Below are 22885 nucleotides of genomic sequence, written 5' to 3'. Positions count from 1 at the left end.
CCACCCGCCGGAACGGGCCCGCGCGCTGGTCCGCTCAGGCGTCGATCTGGTCCGGGAGGCGGTCGGGCGCGGTCTCTGCCGGGGACGTCCGGCCGTCCTGCATGCGGACCAGCAGGACGGTCGCGGCCAGCGCGCAGCCGGCGGTCAGCAGGAACACGATGGCGAACGGCCCCGCCGTCGTCGCGTCGCCGGCGAGTGCGGTGAACAGGCCGATGCCGATGACCGCGCCGATCTGGAAGCCGGTCTGCTGCAGGGAGGCGGCCAGGCCGATGTCGCGCGGATCGACCGCGGCGCCCTGCGCGGCGAGCAGGCCCGGGGCGACGTGGCCGTGGGCGTAGCCGCTCAGGGCGATGGCGACGGCCACGGCGACCAGCGAGTGCGCCCAGGCCCCGGCGGCCATCGCGGCCAGGACGGCGGCGAAGACGGCACTGGCCACGAGCACCACGCGCCGCTCGCCGAAGCGCGTGCCCCAGCGGCCGGCGGTGGGGGTGGCCAGCAGGATGGAGAAGGCGCGGGGCACGGAGAGCAGCGAGGTCGCCGCGGCGGTGAGGCCGAGGACGCCCTGCAGGTACAGCGGCGTGACCACGAAGTTGCCCATGTAGGCCGCGCCCAGCAGCAGGCTGGCGCCGGTCACGACCCGGACGTTCCGCGAGCCGAGCACGCGCACCGGCAGCAGGGGGGACGCGGCCCGGCGCTCGACCCGCACGAGCAGCCAGATGCCCAGGGGCACCAGCGCCAGGCAGGCGACCGGCAGCGGGGACCAGCCCCAGACGGCGAGCCGGTTGACGCCGAACGTGAGCGCCAGAGTCGTGCCGGCCAGCGCGAGCGCGCCGGGCACGTCGAGCGAGCCGGCCGCCCGTTCCCCGTCGGTCGGCGTCACCAGCAGGGAGAGGACCAGCGCGACCACGCAGAATGTGACCTGGCCGGCGAAGATCGCCCGCCAGCCCACGAGGTCGACCAGCGGACCGCCGACCACGACCCCGATCACCGCCGCGGCCGAGGTGACGGCGCCGACCCGGGCGCCGGCCCGCATCCGCTCGCCGGGCGGGGACACCCGGAACAGCAGCGCGACGGCGGTCGGCACCGTGGCGGCCGCGCCCGCCTGCGACAGGGTGCGGGCGGCGATGAGGCTGGTCGCGTCCCAGGCCAGGGCGCTGGCCGCGGCGAAGACGGTCGCGACGACGATGCCGGCGAGGTAGATCCGGCGGTGCCCGTAGAGGTCGCCCAGCCGGCCGAACAGCGGGGTGGTGACGGCCGCGGCCAGCAGCGGTGCGGTGGTCACCCAGACGACGGTCGAGGGCAACGCGTCCAGGTCCTCGGCGATCGGCTGGACGGCGATGGTGAGGATCGTCGAGGGGAAGGCGGTGGTGAAGAGCCCCAGCAGCAGGGCGGCGGTGATCCACCTCCGCCGCGCCACAGATCGATGGTCGCACCCGGCGGACCTGGACCGGAGAGGCTTCCCGTGTGAGGGTCGACACGCCGGGAGCGCGCGGAGGAGGCGGAGTGGGGGCCGACGAGGGGATCCCGTACGGGCGCAGGCTGACCGAGCTGGCCACGGAGCTGGGCGAGCACACCGCGCTGGTGGTGGCCGCCGCGGACGGCTCGGAGCAGCGCTACGGGTGGGCGACCCTGGAGCGTCGCGCCAACCAGGTCGCGCACCGGCTGGCCCGCGCCGGGGTCGGCGAGGGCGACCTCGTCGCGGTCGGCTTGCCGAGCAACGCCGAGCACGTGATGACGACGTTCGCGGCCTGGAAGCTCGGCGCCGCCGTCCTCCCGCTGCGCCCGGAGCTGCCGGGCTGGGAGCGCGACCGGCTGCTGGCCCTGGCCGAGCCGCGACTGCTCGTGGGGGACTGGCCCGATCCACCGCCCGGCACGCTGGCCCTCGCCGACGTCCGTGCCACGACGGACGAGGACGACACCCCGCCGCCCGGGGACCGCATGCCGCCGTACGCGCGGCTGATCGCCACGTCGGGCTCCACGGGGACGCCGAAGATCATCGTGGCGCCCTCCCCGGCCCGCTACGTGCCGGCCGGTCCGGGCGTCATCCCGGCCGGGCAGCGGGTGCTGGCGGTGTGCCCGCTGTACCACGCCAACGGCTACGCCTCCTGCTACACGACGCTGCTGGCCGGCGACCCGGTGGTGCTCGTCGAGCGGTTCGACGCCGCCCGGGTGGTCGACCTGGTCGAACGGCACCGCGTCTCCGCGGCGATCATGGTGCCGACGATGCTGCAGCGGATCGCCCGGCTCGACGGCGTCCGCGACCGCGACTTCTCCAGCCTCCAGCGGGTCGTCTACGGCGCCGCGGTGCTGCCGGAGTGGGTGGCGCGCACCTGGCTCGACCTCGTGCCGCCCGAACGGTTCCTGTTCACGTACGGCGGCAGCGAGGGGCTGGGGATCGTCGCCTGCACCGGCCGCGAGTGGCTGGACCACCCCGGCACGACGGGGCGCGGCGCCGACTGCGACGTCGCCGTCCGGGACGCCGACGGACGCGACCTGCCGCCGGGGGAGATCGGCGAGATCTGGCTGCGGCTGCGGTCGGGGGAGAGCGACCCCTTCCGCTACGTCGGGGCCGAGACGCCGGCTCCGGCCGACGGCGGGTGGCGCAGCTTCGGCGACATGGGCCGGCTGGACGCCGAGGGCTACCTCTACATCGCCGACCGCCGGCAGGACATGATCGTCACCGGCGGGGTGAACGTCTTCCCGGCCGAGGTCGAGGCCGCCCTCTCGGAGCACCCCGAGGTCGCCGACGTCGCGGTGGTCGGCGTCCCGGACCCGGAGTGGCAGCGTGCCGTGCACGCCGTCGTCCAGCCGCGGTCGGCGGCGGAGCCGCCGACCGCCGGCGAGCTGCGGGCGTGGTGCAAGGAGCGGCTGGCCGGGCCGAAGGTGCCCAAGTCCTTCGAGATCGTCGACGAGCTGCCGCGCACCGGCGCCGGCAAGATCAACCGGTCCCGGCTGGCTGCGGAGCGCGTCGGCGCCCGGTGAGCCGGGACCGTGGCGCGTCCGGTCAGGGCAGGTCCGGGCTCCCGGGGTGGTAGGCGATGAGCTGGATGGACGAGCCACCCGGGGTGCGGAGGAACGAGCTCTCCGCCCGCGCGGCGGGGATCGCGAACGGCGGCCGGACCTCGACCAGACCGGCCGCCACCAGGCGGTCGTGGGTCCCGGCGAGGTCGTCCGGGTCGGTCACCAGGAAGGCCGTGTGCGCCCAGGTGCCGTCGCCGTCGTGCACCTCGATCAGCTCGATCTTCGTCCCGCCCGGGGCGCGGAGCATGGCGATGCGTCCCCCGGTGGGGGCGTGCAGGCCCCACCGGATGAGGCGCGCGCCCAGCGCCGCGTAGCCGGCGACGTCGGCCTCGATCCTCGAGGTCTCCAGCCCGGTGTGGTCCAGGGGCAGCGCGAGCGGCACCGCCATCAGGCCCTCGATGCCCCGACCGCGGCCTCCAGGCGGGCCACGTAGGCCTCCGAGGCCGGGTGCGCGCTCGTGTGCTCGCGCTCGCGGAAGCTGGAGAGGATGTGCCGGCCCTCCCAGCTCAGGACCGTGACGGGCTCGAAGAGCGCGCCCTCCGGACCGATCTGCGTCTCCAGCGGCGCCACCACCGTGTCCACCGAGGCCCGGTAGAACGTCGGGAGCGTGAACCGGTGGCCGTCGGGGTCGGACGCCGACACCACCCGGTGCCGGGTCGCCGGCCAGCGCCCGTTGGTCCAGCGGTGCATGAGCTCGCCGATGTTGATGACGAACGCCGCGTCGTCGGTCGGCACCGTGTACCACTCGCCGTCCTGCGCGAGGATCTGCAACCCGTCGTAGGTCCCGCGCTGGTGCAGCAGGGTGAGCATGCCGCCGTCGAAGTGGGAGTCGAAGACGACCGACTCGCCGGTGCGCGACGCGTCCCGGTGCGGCGGGTAGGAGCGGATGGTCGAGGTCGTCGTGTCGAGGACCAGGCCCTCGTCGAAGTGGTCGGCCGGCAGGTCCAGAGCGAGGGCGAACGCGCTCATCAGCTGCCGACCGACGCCCCGGGTGTGCCGGGCCAGCTCGCCCATCGCGTCGGCGAACCCCTCGACGGGGGGCCAGACGTTCTCGACGAAGAAGCCCAGGTACTCCTCGGGGACGCCGTGCGCCCGGGCGTCGTCCGGACCGTCGAAGCGGGCGATGGTGAAGCCCTCGGAGACGAGGGCGCCCTGCTTGTCGTAGTTGCGCATGAGGCCGCGGTAGGGGTGCCCGGACGGCGACCCGAGCGTGGCCTTGACCTCCTCCGGCAGGGCCATGAGGACCTCGGCGACGGCGTAGGCGGCGTCGAAGTGGGCGGGGTCGATCCCGTGGCCGACGACCTGGAAGAAGCCGGTGGTCGTGGCCGCCTCCCGGATGAGGCGGGGAGCTGTCTCGAGGTCGGTGCCGGCGACGAAGCCGCTGATGTCGATGACCGGCACGAGGTCGGGGGGTGCGAGGGGGGACATGGTCGTTCCTCCGGTGTCGGGGTGGGGAGTGCCGTCAGCGCCAGCGGACGACGAGGCGCTCGGCCAGGCCGACGGCGCCGAGGCAGAGCAGGGAGACGAACGCGGAGAGGAAGATGGCGGCCCACATCTGCGGCAGGTCCAGGTACTTCGTCGAGGTGATGATCACCGCGCCGATGCCCTCGACCGAGCCGGTGAACTCGGAGACGATCGCGCCGATGATCGCCAGCGTCGCGCAGGTCTTCCCGGCGGCGAACAGGAACGGCAGGCTCGAGGGCAGCCGCAGCTGCCAGAAGACCTCCATCCGGCCGGCCGCCATCGAGCGGAACACGTCGAGCAGCTCCGTGGACACCGACCGCAGACCCGCGATGGCGTTGATCAGCATCGGGAAGAACGTGATCAGCGCGACGATGAGGACGTGCGGCAGCTTCCCGAAGCCGAACGCCACGATCAGGGCCGGGGCGATGGCGAGCACGGGCGTGGCGTGGATCAGCACGGCCACCGGCATGATCGCCGCGTGCAGCAGGGGTACGTGCACGACGAGCACGGCCAGCACCAACGCCACCGAGACCCCGATGACGAACCCGAGGGCCGCCGAGCCCAGCGTGTAGCCGAGGTTGGACAGGAACAGGTCGGGCTCCTCGGCGAGGGCGGTGGCGACGTCGGGGAGCCTCGGCAGCACGCTGGCCTGCACGGTGGCGACCCACTCCCAGAGCACGGCGAGCAGCGCGAAGGTGACCAGCGGGGGCAGCACGGTCCGCGGCCACCGACGGCGGCGGCGGCGGGGCCGCGGCGCCGCCGGGGCCGGCCGCGGCACGTCCGTGCTGGTCGAGGGGGAAGCGGTGGCGATCCCGGTGGTCATGCCGTCCTCCCCGCGTCGACGGCGGCCCGCAGCCGGGCCACGGTCCGGTGGAACTCGGGCGACGCGTCGATGCCGGCGGGCCGCGGGCGGGGGAGGTCCACGTCGATGACGGTCGAGATCCGGCCGGGCCGGGCCGACATCACCACGACGGTGTCCGACAGGAGGACGGCCTCGGTGGCCGAGTGCGTCACGAACACGACGGTCCTGCGGTGGCGTTCCCAGGTGTCCAGCAGCTGGTAGCGCAGGCCCTCACGGGTGAGCTCGTCGAGTGCGGAGAACGGCTCGTCCATGAGCATCAGCGGGGCCGACTGCACGAAGCCGCGGGCGAGGGACACCCGCTGCCGCATGCCGCCGGAGAGCTGGTGCGGGAGCAGGTCGACCGAGCCGGCCAGCCCCATCTCGCCCAGCACGGCCACCGGGTCGCCCGGGGCCCGCCGGTCCGCGTCGCGGCGGCCGGCCCGGCGGTTGACCCGCCGAGACAGGTCGGCGTTGCGGCGGGCGCCGGCCCAGGGGAGGAGCGCGGAGGACTGGGGGATCCAGGCGATGTTCTTGTCCTTCGCGGCCTGGCCGGGGGTCTGCCCGAAGAGCCGGACCTCGCCCTCGTCCTGGGTCTGCAGCCCGGCGAGGATCCGCAGCAGCGTGGTCTTGCCGCACCCCGACGGCCCGAAGAGGGTGACGAAGCTGCCCTGCGGGACGGTCAGGTCCACCCCGTCGAGGACCAGCACGTCGCTGCCCCGGCCGGGGAAGCTCCGCGAGACGCCCCGCACGCGGATGCAGGCGTCGTCCGAGGGGGGCGGGGGGAGCGGCGCCGGCACGGCGGCCGGCAGGGTCGGCGTCGGCGTCGGCGAGGTCCGGGTGGCCATCGGGCTCAGTTCCCCGCGGCCGGGGGCCAGACGAGCTGGTCGCCGTCGTAGATGGCGTCGAGGTACTCGGTGGTGAGCGCGGCCGCGGGGTCCACCTCGTCGTCGACGATGCCGTACCGGGAGATCAGTTCGGCCTCGGGCGCCCACAACTCGGGCGTCTGGTAGCCGAGCCCGTGTCCCTCGAGCAGGTTGTCCTCGATGAGCTGCGCACCCGCGACCCACCGGGCCCGCTGGTTGGTCGCGTCGAACCCGGACGTGGCGCGGTCCTCCGCCCAGCCGATCGCCTCGTCGAGGTGGGCCTCGTCCTCCTCGATCCAGGAGTAGGCCTGGAACGACGCCCGCAGGAAGTCCTCCACGGCGGTGGGGTGCTCGACCGCCCAGTCGGTGTTGGTGGCCACGACCGAGAACGTTCCCTCGACGCCGTAGTCGGTCGGCGACCAGACGTCGACGTCGTGCCCCGAGCGGTCCAGGACCCCGGGTTCGTTGTCCTTGTAACCGGTCAGGGCGTCGACGTCGCCGTTGGGCAGGATCGTGGGGTCGAAGCCCACCGACACCAGGTCCAGCTCGCCGAGGTCCACGCCCTCGCTCTCCAGCATGGCCCGCACCTGCGCCGGCATCACGATCTTGTAGCCGAGGGTCCGGCCCGCCAGCTGGTCGAGCGACGTGATCTCACCGGCCCGGGTCATCAGTGCGACCTGCCCGACCGCGCCGTAGGTGGCGACGCCGGTGATCCGGGCACCGTTGGCGATGGCGGTCATCACGTCGCTGGCACTGCCCATGCCCGCGATCTGCGCGGTCCCGGCGGAGAGCAGCTGGGCGTTGTTCTCCGCCGAGGGCTGGAGCTCGACGTCGAGGCACAGGTCGTCGAAGTAGCCGAGCTCCTCGGCGGCGAGCACGTTGAGGATCGCGACGCTGCCGCCGAGGTCGAACGACGACAGGTAGGTGATGGGGCCGGCGTCCCGGTTCGCCTGGCAGCGCTCGGCGGAGACCAGGTCGGTCGCGGCCGCCGGCTCGGGGTCGTCCTCGCTGCCGCAGGCGGACAGCACCAGCACTGCTGCGAGCGCGAGAGACGTGGTGGTGGGCAGGGTGCGTGTGCGCATGGGGGGTCCTCGGGTCGCGTCGGGTGGGCGGATCGACCGGCTGGGGAGGGGGCGGTTCAGCGCTGGGCGCCGGCTCCGTCCGGGTCGTCGAGCTGTTCGGGGGAGCGGAGGTCGAGGTCCCCGGCGTCGGAGACGGACCGGCGGGCGGCGAAGAAGCTGGCGCCGAGCTTCCCGGGGTTGAGGATCCCGAGCGGGTCGCAGCGCTCCTTGAGCGCGAGCGTCTCGGCGACGTCCCCGACGAACCCGCCCTCCTCGACCACGTAGCTGTGCGGGTTGAGGACGACGACGCCGATGCCGGTGCAGAAGGCGATCAGCTCGTCCAGGGCGCCGGCGTGGTCGGGCAGTCCCATCAGGGGCGGGATGCCCATGCACCGCACTCCGCCGTCCCGCGACTTGTTGATCTCCACGTGCTGGAGGAAGACGCCGGGGAACCGCTCGGTGAGCGCGGCGACCTGATCGAGGAAGCGGCCGCGGTCGTCTGCGGCGTACTCGCACTGCAGCCACGAGGACGAGGGATCGGCCCGGCGCGACCAGAGGATCGTGTGGCTGTACGGGAACTGGGTGATGTGCGGAGCGCCGTCGGGCCACGACGCGCGGGTGCCGCGGTGCCGGGCGACGAGCTCGTCGAGTGCGGCGTCGTCCTCGACGTCGCTCCACACCAGCACCACGTGGCCGGTGTCGCCCACGAGCTCGGCGAGGGGCGTGAACATGCCGCCGATCGGTGCCTGCTGCACCGAGGCGAGGCGGGTGTGCACGGCGGAGTCCACGAGGTCCCAGCCGAAGGCGCAGGCGTCGGCGAAGTCGCCGAACGTCACGAACGAGGCGGTGTACTCGTGCCGGGGGACCAGCCGCAGCTCCACCCGCGTGATCACGCCGATCGTCCCGTAGGTGTGCAGGACGGCGTTGACCTGGTCTCCCTCGAGGCGCACCGGTTCCGGGGCGTCGGTCACGGTGAGCAGCTCGACGGCGAGGACGTTGCCGCTCCACAGGTCGCCGTGCGCCGAGGCGCCGATGCCGCCGGAGCCGCCGCAGATGAAGCCGGAGGCGGTGGCGACGCGGTAGGTGCTGGGCATGACCGCGAGCTCCTGGCCGGTCTGCCGGGCCGCCTCCTCGGCCGCCTTGAGCGTGGTCCCGGGGAGGACGGCGATGCGTCCCTCGCTGACGTCGAGGACGCCGGCCACGCCCTTCACGTCGACCACCAGCCCGTCCTCGAGCGGGAGGGACTGGCCGTAGTTCCCGGTGCCGGCGCCGCGCATCGTGAGCGGCACCCGGTTCCGCGCCGCGATCGCGACCGTCTCGCGCAGCGCCTCGAGCGAGTCGGGCTTGGCGACCGCCGTCACGGTGGTGTCGGCGAGCGCGGACTCGAGGATCGGGCTGTACCAGGAGAAGTCCCGCAGGTAGCGACCGATCTTGGCCCGGTCCTCGACCACGCGGCTCTCACCGAGCGCGTCGACCAGCGCGTCGACGAAGGAGGCGGACCGGGGCCTGGTGGAGAGGGTCATGGGTGCTCTTTCATCCGGTGGCGGGCTGATCGCGTCGGTGACTGCATGCAATCCCGGCTGCAGCGGAGTCAAGGGCGCTCCCGTTTCGGCTGGGCGCTCGCCTCGTCAACACTGCGTTACGTGCGGCAACGCGCCTTTCCGGCCATGCCGGGCGGCCGCAGGTCGCGGATGGGCTGCATGTAGACCGACGACCGAGATCCGTGGCTATGCGAGATCGGCTGCCCGCTCCTCGGATCCACCGAACCGCTGAGACGCGCGGGCAGATCAACTGCATGCAGGTGGCTATGCTCGGCGCCTGGTCAACCGGAGGGAGGCGGTCGTCATGGCCGAGCAGGGCGTCGTCCCGTTCGCGCAGGCCGCGCAGACCCAGGGTGGTGAGGACGCGATCGGTGGGTCGCTCGCCGACACGGCCTACCGGCAGCTGAGGCGCAGTGTGCTCTCCGGCCAGCGGCCCCCGGGGTCGCCGCTCAGCGTCTCCGCGCTGGCGCGCGACATGGGCCTCAGTCGCAGTCCCGTCCGCGAGGCGGTGCAGCGGCTCATCCACGACGGCCTGGCCACCCACGTGCCGCACCGCGGGGCCCAGGTGGTCGAGCTCGACCGTCGGGAGCTCATGGAGATCTACGAGGTCAAGGAGCCACTGGAGGCCCTCGCCTCGCGCCTGGCGACGGCTCGGTTCAGCCAGGCCGACGTCGAACGCCTCGAGGCGATGCTCGTCGAGCAGGACCGCGCGGTCGCGGGCCCGGTCCTCGCCGAGGAGTCCACGCTGATGGAGCTCGACCGCGCCTTCCACTCCTACATCCACCGGGCGGCGGGCAACCGGGTGCTGTGCGACACCCTGGCCGCCTGGTCGTCGCGGACGAACCTGGCCTTCCCCAGCGGGTGGGCGAACCCGGAGTACGCGCGGCTGTCGGTGGCCGAGCACCACGACATCGCCCGGGCGATCACCAGCGGCGACGCCGACGAGGCCGAGCGTGTCACCGCCCGCCACGTCCGGTTGGTGCGCACGCGGCTGGCGCGGTGGCAGGCGCGCCAGGCGCAGGACCGGGCAGCGGGCGGGGTCGCCTGAAACAGGTCCGGCGGCCTGCGCCGCTAGCCTCGCCCGCGTGAGCGACGCGCAGGAGACCCGACCCGAGGGGCGGGTGCGGATGGAGCGCAGCGCCGCCTCCCGGCAGCTGATCCTCGCGACCGCCGAGCGGCTCTTCGCCGAGCGGGGCGTCACCGCGGTGTCCCACCGGCACATCAGCGAGGCCGCGGGTCAGCGCAACAGCGCCGCCGTCGGCTACCACTTCGGGACCAAGCCCGAACTCGTGCAGGCCATCCTGCGCAGCCACTCCGAGCCGATCGAGCGGCGCCGCCAGGAGATGGTCGACGCCCTCGGTCCCGAGCCGGACCTCCGGGACTGGGTCGCGTGCCTGGTCTGCCCCTCCACCGACCATCTCGCCGAGCTCGGCGACCCGACCTGGTTCGCCCGGTTCCGCGCGCAGGTGGTCACCGATCCCGCCCTGCGCGAGCTGGCGCTCGAGGACAGCGCGCGGTCGCCGGCGCTCCGGCGCGTGGTGGAGGGGCTGCGCGGGTGCGTGCGGGACCTCCCCGACGCCGTGTACGACGAGCGCCGCGCGATGGAGGTGCAGCTGCTGGTGCACGGCTGCGCCGACCGGGAGCGGGCCCTCGCCGAGGGGCGCCCCACGCCGCGGGCGAGCTGGCAGGAGGCGGCGACCGGCATCGTCGACGCGGTGGTCGGGCTGTGGCTCGCGCCGGTGAGCGATCCAGTTTAAATCAACTGTTGTAATCCTCGTGCGGCGTCCGTAGCGTCGGTTCCAGGGTGGGGACGCGCCCCGCCGCACGAGGAGGCACGCATGACCGCGCTGGTCGAGGGTCTGCGGGTGGTCGACGCCGACGCCCACATGACGGAGCGCCACGACCTGTTCACCGCCCGGGCGCCGAAGGGGTACGAGGATCGTGTGCCCCACGTCGAGCGCATCGACGGCGTGGACATGTGGGTCATCGAGGGCAGGACGTTCGGTCGCGCCGGCTCGGGCGGGACCATCGACCACGAGGGCAGGAAGCACCCGTGGCGGGACTCGCAGGGCGGGTCCTGGGGCATCCAGGACGTGCACAGGGCCGCGTGGGACCCGGAGGCCCGGATCGAGCTCATGGACGAGCTCGGCATCCACAGCCAGGTCATCTACCCGAACGCGATCGGCCTGGGCGGGCAGAACTTCGCCAAGTCCGGTTCCGACCCCGCGCTGCTGCGCCTGGTCGTCGAGATCTACAACGACCACATGGCCGAGGTGCAGGCCGCGTCGGGCAACCGGCTGCTTCCGATGCCGATCATGCCGGCGTGGGACATCGACGCCTGCGTGCGCGAGGCGCAGCGCTGCGCCGAGATGGGCATGCGCGGGGTCAACATGACCGCCCACCCGCAGGACGCCGGCTCCGCGGACCTCGGCGACCCGGCGTGGGACCCGTTCTGGGAGGTCTGCGACGGCATGCGGCTGCCCGTCCACTTCCACATCGGGGCCAGCCAGACCTCGCTGTCGTACTTCGGCACCACCTACTGGCCCAGCCAGGACGAGTACGTGAAGCCCGCGATCGGCGGCGCCTCCCTGTTCCTCAACAACTCCCAGGTGCTGCTCAACAGCGCCTACTCCGGCATGTTCGACCGGCACCCCGGGCTGAAGATGGTCTCCGTCGAGAGCGGCATCGGCTGGGTGCCGTTCATGCTCGAGGCGATGGACTACGAGCTCGAGGAGAACGCTCCCGAGTGGTTCGACAAGCTGCAGAAGCGGCCGTCGGAGTACTTCCGCGACAACTGGTACGCCACCTTCTGGTTCGAGCGCGGCCGCGGCGACCTGCAGCACCTGATCGACACCGTCGGCGAGGGGAACGTCATGTTCGAGACCGACTTCCCGCACCCGACGTCCCTGCACCCGAACCCGCTCGACATGGTCAAGGAGACGATCAGCGCGCTCCGCCCGGAGACCCAGCTCGCGGTCATGGGCGGCAACGCGGCGGAGCTCTACCGCCTCTGGTGACCCCGGGCGGTCAGTTGCGGCGGAGGTGCTCGCCCGGCCACGTGCCCCGGCAGACCCAGTCGCTGCGGACGAACAGCGGCGGCTCGACGCCGGTCGCGGTCACCCGGCGGTGGCGCTGGCGGCCGGACAGTCCGCAGCGGCACCAGCCGATCCGGTCCCGCTCGGCCTCCTCGCGGGTGTAGCGGAACTCGGCAGTCACACCCCGCGGCGTGCCCGCGCGGGTCGGCGCCCGCACGCACTGCGACCAGGTTCACACCCCGGGACGACGAAGGGCCCCTCCGCACTGCGGAGGGGCCCTTCGTGGTGGGTGCGCCATCAGGGACTCGAACCCCGAACCCGCTGATTAAGAGTCAGCTGCTCTGCCAATTGAGCTAATGGCGCGTGTCTCCCGGCTGCCCGGGCGACGAGGGAGAACGATACCAGCGCCGGAGCAGCGACCGGTCGGGGGCCCTCCGAGACGGCGTCCGGCGGCCGTTCCCGTTCCGCCATCTCGTGGGAGCCTGGACCGGGCGGTCCCGGAAGCGGGGCCGGCGGGGACCGAGGGGGAGAAGGACCGAGTGCGACGGACTGCGGCAGTGGCCATGGCGGGGGCGATGCTCCTGCTCGCGGGGTGCCAGGACGACGGGGGCGGCGGGAGCTCGTCCGGGGCGTCCAGCAGCGCGGAGGCCGTGCCGGCCACGGTGTCGCTCAGCCCCGCGGACGGCAGCGCCGACGTCTCCCCGGTCGTGCCCCTGGAGATCACCGTCGCCGACGGCGAGCTGACCGAGGTCGTGGTGACCGACGGGGCGGGTGCCCCCGTGCCGGGCAGCGTCGCCGACTCGGCGGAGGACCCCGCCGTCGACGTGTGGACGCCGGACGTCGAGCTGGCCTACGGCTCCACCTACACCCTGACGGCCAGCGCCGAGGGCGCGGACGAGGACGTGGTCGAGCAGAAGGCGACCTTCACCACGGTCACCCCGGGCGAGGTGTCGACGCCCGACATCGGGCCCCTGGACGGGCAGACGGTCGGCGTGGGCCTGCCGATCCGGGTCTACTTCGACGAGCCCGTCGTCGACCAGGCCGCCGTGGAGAGCCATCTGCTGGTCGAGAGCTCGACGCCGACCGACGGCGTCTGGAGCTGGATGAGCGACTCCGAGGTGCACTTCCGGCCCTCGACCTACTGGCCGGCCAACACCGACGTCACGCTGCACGCCGACCTGTACGGCGTGGACTTCGGCGGCGGCGTCTGGGGCGAGAAGGACCGCACCATCTCCTTCCGCATCGGCGACAAGCACGTCTCGGTCGCCGACGCCGCCTCGCACACGATGGAGGTCTACGAGGACGACCGCCTCGTGCAGACCTACCCGATCAGCGCCGGCAGCGACGACAACCCGAGCCACAACGGCATCCACGTGGTGACCGAGCTCAACCGCAACCGGGTCATGGACTCCAGCACCTACGGCGTGCCGGCCGACAGCCCCGGTGGCTACCGCACGCCGGTCGAGTACGCCGTCCGGATCTCGAACAATGGCGAGTTCGTGCACGCGGCCCCGTGGTCGGTCGCCCAGCAGGGCCGGGCGAACGTCTCCCACGGCTGCATCAACATGTCGACCGAACGCGCCGCGTGGTTCTTCAGCTTCTCCCAGGCCGGCGACGTCGTGGAGATCAAGAACTCGATCGGCCCGCCGCTGAGCCGGGCCGACGGCGACATCTACGACTGGACGATCTCCTGGGACGAGTGGCGGGCGGGGAGCGCCCTGCAGTAGCCCCCGCACGGACCGGCGGTTACCGGGGGTCCGTGGCGGGAACCACCGGGGTCCACCCCATCGAGGAGGAACCCCGTGGACACCTGGGTGATCGTGCTGATCGTCGTGGTCGCCGTCCTGCTGCTGGCCGCGCTCGCGCTGGCCCTGGCCAAGCGCCGGCGGGTGGGGGCCGTCCGGAAGCGGGAGCAGGCCCGCGAGCACCTGCAGGAGGCGCAGCTGCGCGGCGTGCAGGCGGAGAAGGAACAGGCCCTCGCCGAGGAGCAGGCCGCCCGCGCCCGTCGCGAGCGCGCCGAGGTGGAGGAGCGCACCCGGCTGGCCGAGCAGGAGGCCCAGCAGCGCGCCGCCTCCGCGCACGAGCACGCCACCGCCGCCGAGGAGCTGCGCGCCAAGGCCCAGCGGCTCGCCCCCGACCTGACGACCGAGCGGCCGACGCACCCCGAGGGTGGCGCCACCCGCCGATGACTTCGGGGCCCCTCGCCGGTCTGCACCGGCGAGGGGCGCGGCCGCGCCCCCGACACCGGGAGGCGTCATGACCGACCTGATCGCCATCGGCACGCGCAAGGGGCTGTGGCTCGCGCGCAGCGACGACGACCGCCGCAGCTGGACCCTCGACGGACCGCACCTCCTCGCGCAGGAGGTGGCCTCCGTCTCGATCGACACCCGCGGTCCCGCGCCCCGGGTGCTCGCCGGCATCCAGTACGGCCACTGGGGCCCGACGGTCATGCGCTCCGACGACCTGGGCCGCACGTGGCAGGAGACCGAGTCCGGCGCCATCCGCTTCCCCGAGGACACCGGCGCGGCACTGGCCCGGGTGTGGCAGCTGCGCCCGGACTCCGCCGACCGCCCCGGCGTCGTCTGGGCGGGGTGCGAGCCGCACTCGCTGTGGCGCAGCGAGGACGGCGGCTGCACCTTCGCCCTGGTCCGCGGTCTGTGGGACCACCCGCACCGGCCCACCTGGGAGCCCGGCGGCGGCGGGGGAGCGGTGCACACGGTGCTCCCCGACCCCGCGTCGGACCGGGTGACGGTGGCCATGAGCACCGGCGGCGTCTACCTGAGCGACGACGCCGGCGGCTCGTGGCAGCCGCGCAACAGGGGCATCACCGCCGTCTTCCTGCCCGACGAGCTGCCGGAGTACGGCCAGTGCGTGCACAAGGTCGCCGTCGACGCCGGCGATCCGGACCGGATGTACGCGCAGAACCACTTCGGCGTCTTCCGCACCGAGGACGCCGGCGTCTCCTGGCAGTCGATCGCCGACGGTCTGCCGGCGGACTTCGGTTTCCCGATGGTCTCCTCGCCCCGCGAGCCGGGGACGGCGTGGGTGGTGCCGCTGGTCGCCGACATGGAGCGGCTCCCGCCGGGCGGCCGGCTGCGCGTGCACCGCACCCGGGACGCCGGCGCGACGTGGACGGAGCTCGGAGAGGGGTTGCCGGACGCCAGCTGGGCGGCGGTCATGCGCGATGCCGCCTGCGTGGACGAGGGCGACCCGACGGGCGTCTACGTGGGCACCCGCGACGGCTGCGTCTACGCCTCGGCCGACGAGGGGGACACCTTCACCACCGTCGCCGCCCACCTGCCCGACGTCCTCGTCGTCCGCGCCGCGCGGCTGCCGTGACGGCCGAGGTGGTGCTGCCCGGTGTCCTGGCCGACCTGGCGGGCGGCGCGAAGCACCTGAGCGTGGACGGCGGGACGGTCGCCGAGGTGCTCGACCGGGTCGCCGCCGAGCACCCGCTGCTGGGCCGCCGGATCCGCGACGAGACCGGAGCGGTGCGCCGGTTCGTCAACGTCTACGTGGACGGCGACGACGTCCGCTTCGGGCGGGGACTGGACACGCCGGTGTCCGACGGTGCGGTGGTGCAGGTGCTGCCGTCGGTGGCGGGCGGCTGAGCGCCGGTCAGAGGGTGGCGAGCTCCGCGCACTCCGGGCACAGCTGCTCGTCGTCGTAACCCTGCGGCGGCCACGGCGTCTGCTCGTCCACGGCGACGTAGGCGCCGCACAGCGACTTGCGGCTGCGCCCGTGCACCCGGCCGATCGTGGCATGCAGCGGGCCGATCCGTCGCGGCTGCAGGCCGTCGGCGGTGCCGACCGCACCGACCATGACCACCGCGTGCGCGGTGCCGTACGCGTAGGCCGTCGTCATGTCGCCAGGGTCCGAGTCGGGGGAGGGGCGGACCAGTACCCGGGGCGGGCGTGTCCGGCCCGCCCGCCCCACGTGCCCCACCTCTCCCGGCGGCGTCACCGGACGCGCGCGCGGTCAGGTGTCCACTCGGGGCGCATGGCACCTCTCCCCACGGTTCGGGGCGAGTTTCGGCAGGTCAGCGCCCTGGGATCGCCCGCCGGGTGCGCCTAGCGTTCCCGACATGTCCCTCCGCGCCGACGTCCGTCCCGTCCTCGAGGCACTGCACGCCGCCGACCAGCCGGTGACGATGTTCGCGCTGCTGCAGCGGCTCAACCCGCGGCCGGCCGACGGCGACGCGACTGCCTGGCGGCTGCGCCAGGTCGAGCTGCTGGGCTGCTTCACCCGTGCCCACGAGGCGGGGTACCTCGAGTCGCTGCCGCGGGAGCCGGGTCAGGTGACGGAGACCTTCGCGCTGAGCGCCCGCGGCCGCGACCTGCTCGGCACCGACGTGACCCGCCCGTTCGCCCGTGTCGCCGGCACGCCCCGGCCCGCGGACACCCCTCCCCCGGCGGTCGAGCGCCGCGACGGTCGCTGGGTCCTGCGCGGCCGGACGACGGTGCAGATCGGCTGACCTCCCCCGCCCCCCGGGGAGCGAGGGCTCGCAGGCGGCTCACAGCGAACTCCGAGCCGCGGTCACAGGGGCGTCGCCCACCGTGGTCGGCATGCCCACGCTCGCGCCTCCGCCGCTGACCCGGCCGCCGGTGACGGTGCCGACGCGCCGTGCGCGTGTCGACGCGGCCGTCCGGGCAGCCGCGCTCACGGTCCTGTGGGGGGGGGGAGCACTGCTCGTCACGTACTGGTGGGCGGCGGACGGCGGCATCCAGGACCTGGGCGGCGGTCCGGAGACCGCGCTCGACTCGGCCGGCCGGCTCACCGGGCTGCAGGCGTCGCTGCTGCTCCTGGTCCAGGTGCTGCTGATGGCCCGCGTGCCGGTGCTCGAGCGTGCCTTCGGGCAGGAGCGGCTGGCGCGGGTCCACCGCTGGGTGGGATTCACGTCGTTCGACCTGATGCTCGCCCACGTCGTCCTCATCACCTGGGGCTACGCGGCCGGTGAGCTGTCCCGGACGCCGGCCACGCTGTGGGAGCTGACCGTCGACCACCCGGGGATGCTGCTCGCGGTCACCGGCACCGTCTGCCTGGTCCTGGTCGTCGTCACCAGCGTGCGGGCCGCCCGGCGGCGGTTGCGCTACGAGTCCTGGCACCTGCTGCACCTGTACGCCTACCTCGGGGTCGGCCTCGCGTTGCCGCACCAGCTGTGGACCGGGCAGGACTTCACCGGCTCGACCGGCCGCACGGTGTTCTGGTGGGGTCTGTACCTGGCCGCCACGGGCGCGGTCCTGATGTGGCGGGTCGGGCTGCCGGCCTGGCGCACCGTCCGGGCCGGCTTGCGCGTCACGGCGGTGGTGCCCGAGGCCGACGACGTCGTCAGCGTGTACATGACCGGGCGTCCGGGCGGCGTCACCGCAGAGGCCGGGCAGTTCTACGGCTTCCGCTTCCTCTCCGGCCGCGGCTGGACCCGGGCCCACCCCTACTCGCTCTCCGCCGCGCCGGACGGGACCAGCCTGCGGATCACCGTCCGGGTCGTCGGCGACGGCAGCGCCGAGCTGCGGTCGCTGCGGCCGGGGACGCGGGTGCTCGTCGAGGGGCCCTACGGCCGGCTCTCGGCCCGGGCCCGCACCCGGCCGCGGGTGGCGCTGATCGGGGCCGGGGTCGGCATCACCCCGTTGCGGGCCCTGGCCGAGGCGCTGGAGTACGTGCCGGGAGACGCCGCCCTGATCCACCGCTACACCGGCACGCCGCTGTTCCCGTCGGAGCTCGCGTGGCTCGCCGCCCATCGGGGCCTGCAGGTCGTCGCGGTGCCCGGACACCGGCGCGCGCCGGGTTCGTGGCTCGGGTCCTCGGTCGGCTCGGCACCCGATGTGGCGGTGCTGACCTCCTGGCTGCCGGACCTCGCCGAGCGCGACGTGTTCGTCTGCGGACCCGAGGCCTGGGCGGCCGACGTCCGCCGCACCTGTCTGGCCGCGGGGCTCCCCCCGGACCGCTTCCACGTCGAGAGCTTCGGGTGGTGACCGCGATGCGCCGCATCGTCCTCTGGTTCATGAGCACCCTGACCGTGCTGGTGCTGGTCTTCGGTTACCACACGTCCACCTCGTCGCACACGCCGGTGGCCGACTCGTCGGTCCTCGCGCCGGTCATCGGCTCCGTCCCGTCGGGCACCGCGGCCGCCACGTCGCAGGAGGGCGCCGGTGGTGCGGTGGACACGGTCACGGGGGACGCCGTCCAGACCCGCTGGGGGCCGGTCCAGGTCGAGCTGAGCGTGCAGGACGGCGCCATCACCGCCGTCTCGGTCCTCCAGTACCCGGACGACAACGGCAGGGACCGGGAGATCAACGCCCGAGCGCTGCCCATCCTCGTGCGCGAGACCCTCGACGCCCAGGGATCGGACATCGACATGGTCAGCGGCGCCACGGTCGCCAGCCGCGGCTACCTCCAGTCACTGCAGAGCGCGCTCGACGAGGCGGGGTTGTGACGGTCGCGCGGCCCACGACCGCCCGCCGGGTCGAGCACGTCATGGGCATGCCGATCAGCCTCGCGCTGCGTGGCCGGCACACCGAGGACCAGCGCGCGCAGGGCGCCTGGGACGACGCGCTCGCGGTGCTGCGGGAGGCGGACCGGGTGTTCAGCACCTACCGGGCGGACTCCTGCATCTCCCGTCTCGGCCGCGGCGAGATCGGCATCGAGCACTGCCCGCCGGAGGTCGCGGAGGTCCTCGCGCTCGGTGCGGAGGCCGAGGAGCAGTCGGGGGGCGCGTTCACCGTGCGCCGGCCCGGCCCCGACGGCGGCGTCGTCCTGGACCCCAGCGGCGTGGTCAAGGGCTGGGCGGTGGAACGCGCGGCGGCAGCCTTCCGGGACCTCCCGGCGACCGACTTCTGCCTCGCCGCCGGTGGCGATCTCACCTGCCGGACCGTCGACCCCGACGGTGCGCCGTGGCGGATCGGGGTGGAGGACCCCGTGGACCCGCGGCGGCTCGTGGCGGTCGTCCCGGTGCACAGCGGCGCCGTGGCGACCTCCGGGACGGCGCACCGGGGGGCGCACATCGTGGACGGGCGCACCGGCCGGCCGCCCTCGGGCGTCGCCTCGGTGACCGTGGTGGCGGGGTCGCTCACCGACGCCGACATCGACGCGACCACGGCCTTCGCGCTCGGCCCGGAGGCAGCGCGCTGGCTGGAGGCGCGTCCCGGTCGCTCGGGTCTCGTCGTCTGGGACGACGGCTCGACCACCACGGTGGAGCCGGTCCTGCCGTCGTCGCGCTGAGCCCCCGCCGCCCACCCGGGGGAGCGGCGGGAGGGGCCTCGGGTCAGCCGAGCTGGGCGGCGACCAGCGGTTCGAGGGTGACGCCCGGCTTCTCCCGGACCATCCCCATCACCCACTTGGTGGTGAACAGCGCGAGCAGCTCCCCGTCCGCGCGCTTCATCACCTCGGTGCCGCTGCTGGCGAGGATGGCGGGCACCGACGCCTCGTCGGTGCGCATGGCCAGCGAGTAGGGCAGCGAGTCGAGCGAGATCCGCGCGCCGAACTCGTGCTCCATGCGGTGGCTGGCCACCTCGAACTGCATCGGGCCGACGACGGCGAACACCGGTGCGCCGTCGCCCCGCCGCTCGGAGATGAGCACCTGCACCACGCCCTCGCCGGCGAGGGTCTCGACGCCCTTGCGGAACTGCTTGTACTTGCTGGTGTCGGCCACCCGGGCGACAGCGAAGTGCTCGGGGGAGAACGTGGTGACCGGGGGATAGCGGACCGGCCGGTCGACGTAGAGCGTGTCGCCCACGCCGAGGGCCGCGGCGTTGACCAGGCCGACGACGTCCCCGGGCCAGGCCGTCTCGATCGTCTCCCGGTCGCGGCCGAAGACCTGCTGGGCGTACTTGGTGGCGAACGGGCGGCCGGTGGACGCGTTCGTGACCACCATCCCGCGCTCGAAGACGCCCGAGCAGACCCGCATGTAGGCCAGCCGGTCGCGGTGCCCGGCGTCCATCCCGGCCTGCACCTTGAACACGAACGCGCTGAACGGCGCGTCGAGCGGGTGCGGCTCGCCCTCGGCGTCGGGCACCGGGGTGGGAGCGGGCGCCAGGTCCACCAGGACGTCGAGCAGCTGGCCGACGCCGAAGTTGGAGACGGCGGAGGCGAACAGCACCGGGGTGGTGACGCCGGACAGGAACAGCTCCTGGTCGTGCTGGGCGCCGGTCTCCTCGAGCAGCTCGGACTCCTCGACGGCCTGCGTCCAGGCGTCGCCCTCGCGGGCGGCCGCGGCCTCGGCGGGGAACACCTCCTCCGGGGCGATGGTCGCGCCGCCGGCGGTGCGGGTGAAGTGCCGGTAGGTGCCGTCACGGCGGTCCAGCACGCCGCGGAAGTCGCCGGCGATGCCGACCGGCCAGGTCAGCGGGGTCGGGGTGAGGCCGGTCCGCTCGGTGATCTCGTCCATGAGCGCGAGGGCGTCCATGCCCGGGCGGTCCCACTTGTTGACCACGGTGATGATCGGGATGCCGCGGTGCTTGCAGACGGCGAAGAGCTTCATCGTCTGCGTCTCGAGGCCCTTGGCGGCGTCGATCAGCATCACGGCGGCGTCGACCGCGGTGAGCACCCGGTAGGTGTCCTCGGAGAAGTCTGCGTGGCCGGGGGTGTCGAGCAGGTTCACCACGGCGTCGCGGTAGGAGAACTGCAGCGCCGCAGAGGTGATCGAGATGCCGCGGTCGCGCTCCATGTCCATCCAGTCGCTGACCGTGCCGCGGCGGCCGGCCTTGCCGTGCACGGCGCCGGCCGAGCCGATGACGCGGGCGTGCAGGGTTAGGGCCTCGGTCAGCGTCGACTTGCCGGCGTCCGGGTGGCTGATGACGGCGAAGGTCCGGCGGCGGCGTGCCTCGGAGAGGACGTCGGCCGGCGACGGCAGCGTGGAAGCGGGGGTGCTCACGGGTGGGGTCTCCCTGACGACGCGCCGCGGAGCGGACCGTGACGGCCACGCGGCCCGGCGCACACCCAGGTTAACCGCCGGTGGGGGCACAGCAGCGTGCGGTGGCGAGGTGGAGGTCACCGGTGCTGCTGGCGCCACTCCCGCGGTGTGAGGCCGTAGGCCTGCCGGAAGCGGCGGGAGAAGTGGCTCGGGCTGTCGAAGCCGCAGGCCCGCGCGACCGCCTCGATCGACCGGCGCAGTCCTGCCGGTGACACCAGGGCGGCCCGCGCCGCCTCCAGCCGCTGACCGATCAGCTCCTGCTCGAGGCTGATCCCGGCGTCGGCGAAGGCCTGGTACAGCCGGCGCACGGAGACGTTGTGCGCGGCGGCGAGCACTCCGGGGGTCAGCGCGGGGTCGGTCAGGTGCCGGCTCGCGTACGCCCGCACCCGGGTCACCAGTGTCTCCTCCCACGCCGGGCCGACCAGGTCGTCGCGGCCGGCGGCGGAGACCAGCAGGGCCCGGACCAGACCGACCGTGGCCGTCCCGAGGGCCGCCGCCCCCGGGTCGGCGGAGAGCCGGTCCGCGCTGCCGGTCAGCCGCTCCAGGTGCTCGCGGACCAGGCCGTACAGCGGGCTCGAGCGCAGCCGCGGCGCGCCGGCGCGGACCACGTCGGGTGGCAGCCCGAGGAGCTCGTACGGAATCTGGAAGGCCCGCGATCCGCCGCTGCCCGCCCAGGAGAACTGGTACGGGGCGGTCAGGTCGCTGAGCATGAGCTCACCGGCCGGCACCACGGCGTCGGTGCCGAACTGGTGGAAGCGGCCCTCGCCCCGGCTCTGGACGGCCAGGGCCACGATGGCCGGGCTCTCCCTGCGCACGTGTCTCGGCGTGCGCACGAGGCGGAAGCCCGAGGCGTCGGTGGTGAAGACGTTCGCCGCCCCGAAGGACCACAGGTGCATGCGGGAGTGGACGCGGTCGGGCGGATCGAGGTGCTCGATGCGACAGGGCACGGAGGCCTGGTCGAAGGCGGCCCGGAAGGCGCCGACCCGGTCCTCGGGGAGCACGGTCGCGGTGTCGAGCAGCAACATGGCGACCTCCCGCCGGACGACCGGTGCGTGGACCCCGGGTGGCCGACCAGCCTGGCAGAGCCGGCGGGCACGGGGAAGCGCGCGCAGGTGAACTCGCCGTTGCCGGCCGGCCGTGCACTCAGGGGCCAGAGGCGTGCGTTCAGCGGCCATCCCGCGCCGTCGGGCGCTGCCAGGGTCGGCGCCGCGGCACCCCGCTGCACGACCGCCCGGCTCACCGACAGGAGACCGACCATGACCGACGCCGTCCCCGCCCCCCGCCCGGCCCCCGCCGGTCCCGCGCCCGGCGGACCGGACACGATCGTCCTGGTCCACGGCTTCTGGGTGACCCCCCGCAGCTGGGCGGAGTGGAAGGCCCACTACGAGGCGCGGGGCTACCGGGTGCTCACCCCCGCCTACCCGGGCTTCGAGGTCGAGGTCGAGGCGCTCAACGCGGACCCGACGCCCATCGCGGAACTGACCCTGCCGCAGGTCGTCGACTCGCTCGCCTCGGTCATCGGGGCGCTCGAGGAGCCGCCGATCCTCATCGGGCACTCAGCCGGCGGGACGCTGGTCCAGATCCTCCTCGACCGCGGCTACGGCGCCGTGGGCGTGACGCTCAACTCGGCACCCACCGAGGGCGTGCGGGTGCTCCCGCTGTCGCAGCTGCGGTCGACGTTCGTGGCGTTCAAGAACCCGGCCAACCGGCACCGCGCCGTCGGGCTGAGCCCCGAGCAGTGGCACTACGCCTTCACCAACACGTTCAGCGAGGAGGAGTCCCTGCGCCTCTACCAGCGCTACCACGTGCCGGCCCCCGGCCGGATCCTGTGGAGCTCGGTGCTCGCCAACTTCATGCCCGGCCCGCAGGACGCCGCGGTGGACTACCGCAACCCCGACCGGCCGCCGCTGCTGTTCGTCTCGGGCAGCGAGGACCACATCATGCCGCCGAGCGTGCAGCGGTCGAACGCCAAGCACTACAAGGGCGACACGGTCACCGAGGTCGAGGTGCGCGACGGGTACGCGCACCTCCTGCCGGCGCAGGAGGGCTGGCAGGAGATCGCCGACCACGTCCTCGACTGGGCGGTGCAGCACGCCCGGCCGCGGGCCGAGGTCGCCGGCGCGCAGTGAGGTGGACGGCGTCCGGCTCACC

Annotated in this window: 24 protein-coding genes and 1 tRNA gene; 13 read left to right on the top strand and 12 right to left on the bottom strand. The window is 74.0% G+C overall.

Annotated elements, in window-relative coordinates; genetic code table 11:
• Positions 1-34: 34 nt before the first annotated feature.
• Positions 35-1417: an MFS transporter gene (locus DQ240_RS08400; protein ID WP_113839185.1), complete on the bottom strand. Its 1383-nt coding sequence runs from the start codon at positions 1415-1417 to the stop codon at positions 35-37.
• Between the two features lie 86 nt (positions 1418-1503).
• Between DQ240_RS08400 and DQ240_RS08395 the strand changes: the two genes are divergently transcribed.
• Complete coding sequence (locus tag DQ240_RS08395; RefSeq protein ID WP_147261961.1) at positions 1504-2982, top strand: class I adenylate-forming enzyme family protein; 1479 nt, start codon at positions 1504-1506, stop codon at positions 2980-2982.
• 22 nt (positions 2983-3004) lie between these two features.
• Here DQ240_RS08395 and DQ240_RS08390 read toward each other — a convergent pair whose 3' ends face one another.
• From DQ240_RS08390 to DQ240_RS08365, 6 genes are read right to left on the bottom strand one after another with little or no spacing between them, the layout of a single operon-like run.
• Entirely contained in the window at positions 3005-3409 is a 405-nt protein-coding gene (locus DQ240_RS08390) for a VOC family protein (protein ID WP_113839183.1), read from the bottom strand.
• Complete coding sequence (locus DQ240_RS08385) at positions 3409-4449, bottom strand: isopenicillin N synthase family oxygenase (protein ID WP_113839182.1); 1041 nt, start codon at positions 4447-4449, stop codon at positions 3409-3411. Before DQ240_RS08385 ends, DQ240_RS08390 begins: the two co-directional genes overlap by 1 nt.
• A 34-nt stretch (positions 4450-4483) precedes the next feature.
• Complete coding sequence (locus DQ240_RS08380) at positions 4484-5308, bottom strand: ABC transporter permease (protein ID WP_113839181.1); 825 nt, start codon at positions 5306-5308, stop codon at positions 4484-4486.
• Entirely contained in the window at positions 5305-6171 is an 867-nt protein-coding gene (locus DQ240_RS08375) for an ABC transporter ATP-binding protein (protein WP_113839180.1), read from the bottom strand. Before DQ240_RS08375 ends, DQ240_RS08380 begins: the two co-directional genes overlap by 4 nt.
• 5 nt (positions 6172-6176) lie before the next feature.
• On the bottom strand, positions 6177-7271 hold the full coding sequence (locus DQ240_RS08370) for an ABC transporter substrate-binding protein (RefSeq protein ID WP_113839179.1): 1095 nt from the start codon (positions 7269-7271) through the stop codon (positions 6177-6179).
• A gap of 56 nt (positions 7272-7327) precedes the next feature.
• Entirely contained in the window at positions 7328-8773 is a 1446-nt protein-coding gene (locus DQ240_RS08365; protein ID WP_113839178.1) for an FAD-binding oxidoreductase, read from the bottom strand.
• Between the two features lie 322 nt (positions 8774-9095).
• On the opposite strand from DQ240_RS08365, the gene DQ240_RS08360 reads away from it, so the two are divergent.
• From DQ240_RS08360 to DQ240_RS08350, 3 genes are all read left to right on the top strand, one after another.
• Positions 9096-9839 (top strand): GntR family transcriptional regulator, encoded by a 744-nt coding sequence (locus tag DQ240_RS08360; protein WP_113839177.1) that lies wholly within the window; start codon positions 9096-9098, stop codon positions 9837-9839.
• A 37-nt stretch (positions 9840-9876) separates the two neighbouring features.
• Positions 9877-10548: a TetR/AcrR family transcriptional regulator gene (locus DQ240_RS08355; RefSeq protein ID WP_199589177.1), complete on the top strand. Its 672-nt coding sequence runs from the start codon at positions 9877-9879 to the stop codon at positions 10546-10548.
• Positions 10549-10629: 81 nt separating this feature from the next.
• Entirely contained in the window at positions 10630-11808 is a 1179-nt protein-coding gene (locus DQ240_RS08350; RefSeq protein WP_113839176.1) for an amidohydrolase family protein, read from the top strand.
• A gap of 10 nt (positions 11809-11818) precedes the next feature.
• On the opposite strand, the gene DQ240_RS08345 is transcribed toward DQ240_RS08350, so the two are convergent.
• Entirely contained in the window at positions 11819-12007 is a 189-nt protein-coding gene (locus DQ240_RS08345; RefSeq protein ID WP_113839175.1) for a hypothetical protein, read from the bottom strand.
• Between the two features lie 109 nt (positions 12008-12116).
• Positions 12117-12189: transfer RNA gene (locus DQ240_RS08340), tRNA-Lys, on the bottom strand.
• Positions 12190-12365: 176 nt separating this feature from the next.
• On the opposite strand from DQ240_RS08340, the gene DQ240_RS08335 reads away from it, so the two are divergent.
• The 4 genes from DQ240_RS08335 to DQ240_RS08320 all read left to right on the top strand — a co-directional run bounded on the left by DQ240_RS08335 (position 12366) and on the right by DQ240_RS08320 (position 15437).
• Entirely contained in the window at positions 12366-13553 is a 1188-nt protein-coding gene (locus DQ240_RS08335; protein ID WP_233498594.1) for an Ig-like domain-containing protein, read from the top strand.
• A 75-nt stretch (positions 13554-13628) separates the two neighbouring features.
• Positions 13629-14015, top strand: a complete 387-nt coding sequence (locus DQ240_RS08330; protein WP_113839173.1) for a hypothetical protein — start codon at positions 13629-13631, stop codon at positions 14013-14015.
• 67 nt (positions 14016-14082) lie between these two features.
• Positions 14083-15165, top strand: coding sequence for a sialidase family protein (locus tag DQ240_RS08325; protein ID WP_113839172.1), 1083 nt, complete (start codon positions 14083-14085; stop codon positions 15163-15165).
• Entirely contained in the window at positions 15162-15437 is a 276-nt protein-coding gene (locus tag DQ240_RS08320) for a MoaD/ThiS family protein (protein ID WP_113839171.1), read from the top strand. Before DQ240_RS08325 ends, DQ240_RS08320 begins: the two co-directional genes overlap by 4 nt.
• Positions 15438-15444: 7 nt before the next feature.
• Here DQ240_RS08320 and DQ240_RS08315 read toward each other — a convergent pair whose 3' ends face one another.
• Entirely contained in the window at positions 15445-15690 is a 246-nt protein-coding gene (locus DQ240_RS08315) for a hypothetical protein (RefSeq protein WP_113839170.1), read from the bottom strand.
• Positions 15691-15910: 220 nt separating this feature from the next.
• Here DQ240_RS08315 and DQ240_RS08310 point away from each other — a divergent pair, with 220 nt between their 5' ends.
• The 4 genes from DQ240_RS08310 to DQ240_RS08295 all read left to right on the top strand — a co-directional run bounded on the left by DQ240_RS08310 (position 15911) and on the right by DQ240_RS08295 (position 19044).
• Positions 15911-16300 carry a hypothetical protein gene (locus DQ240_RS08310; RefSeq protein ID WP_113839169.1) on the top strand — a complete coding sequence of 130 codons (390 nt, stop codon included), beginning with the start codon at positions 15911-15913 and terminating at the stop codon, positions 16298-16300.
• Between the two features lie 91 nt (positions 16301-16391).
• Positions 16392-17798, top strand: coding sequence for a ferric reductase-like transmembrane domain-containing protein (locus DQ240_RS08305; RefSeq protein ID WP_113839349.1), 1407 nt, complete (start codon positions 16392-16394; stop codon positions 17796-17798).
• A 5-nt stretch (positions 17799-17803) separates the two neighbouring features.
• Positions 17804-18259, top strand: a complete 456-nt coding sequence (locus DQ240_RS08300; RefSeq protein WP_113839350.1) for an FMN-binding protein — start codon at positions 17804-17806, stop codon at positions 18257-18259.
• The gene (locus DQ240_RS08295) at positions 18256-19044 is read left to right on the top strand and encodes an FAD:protein FMN transferase (protein WP_199589173.1); all 789 of its coding nucleotides are present in this window, start codon (positions 18256-18258) and stop codon (positions 19042-19044) included. The genes DQ240_RS08300 and DQ240_RS08295 overlap by 4 nt, the downstream gene beginning before the upstream one ends.
• Positions 19045-19087: 43 nt before the next feature.
• Here DQ240_RS08295 and DQ240_RS08290 read toward each other — a convergent pair whose 3' ends face one another.
• Together DQ240_RS08290 and DQ240_RS08285 are read right to left on the bottom strand one after the other, a co-directional pair.
• Positions 19088-20695 (bottom strand): peptide chain release factor 3, encoded by a 1608-nt coding sequence (locus DQ240_RS08290; protein WP_113839168.1) that lies wholly within the window; start codon positions 20693-20695, stop codon positions 19088-19090.
• Between the two features lie 116 nt (positions 20696-20811).
• On the bottom strand, positions 20812-21759 hold the full coding sequence (locus DQ240_RS08285) for a helix-turn-helix domain-containing protein (protein WP_113839167.1): 948 nt from the start codon (positions 21757-21759) through the stop codon (positions 20812-20814).
• 231 nt (positions 21760-21990) lie between these two features.
• Between DQ240_RS08285 and DQ240_RS08280 the strand changes: the two genes are divergently transcribed.
• A complete protein-coding gene (locus DQ240_RS08280) occupies positions 21991-22863 on the top strand; it encodes an alpha/beta hydrolase (protein ID WP_113839166.1) in 873 nt (290 codons plus the stop codon).
• The last annotated feature ends 22 nt before the right edge of the window (positions 22864-22885 follow it).

Origin of the sequence: Blastococcus sp. TF02A-26, from assembly GCF_003319125.1 — a bacterium.
Classification (GTDB): Bacteria; Actinomycetota; Actinomycetes; order Mycobacteriales; family Geodermatophilaceae; genus Trujillonella.
Note: the sequence above shows the minus strand (reverse complement) of the source record. Positions and strands in the feature narration are given on the sequence as shown.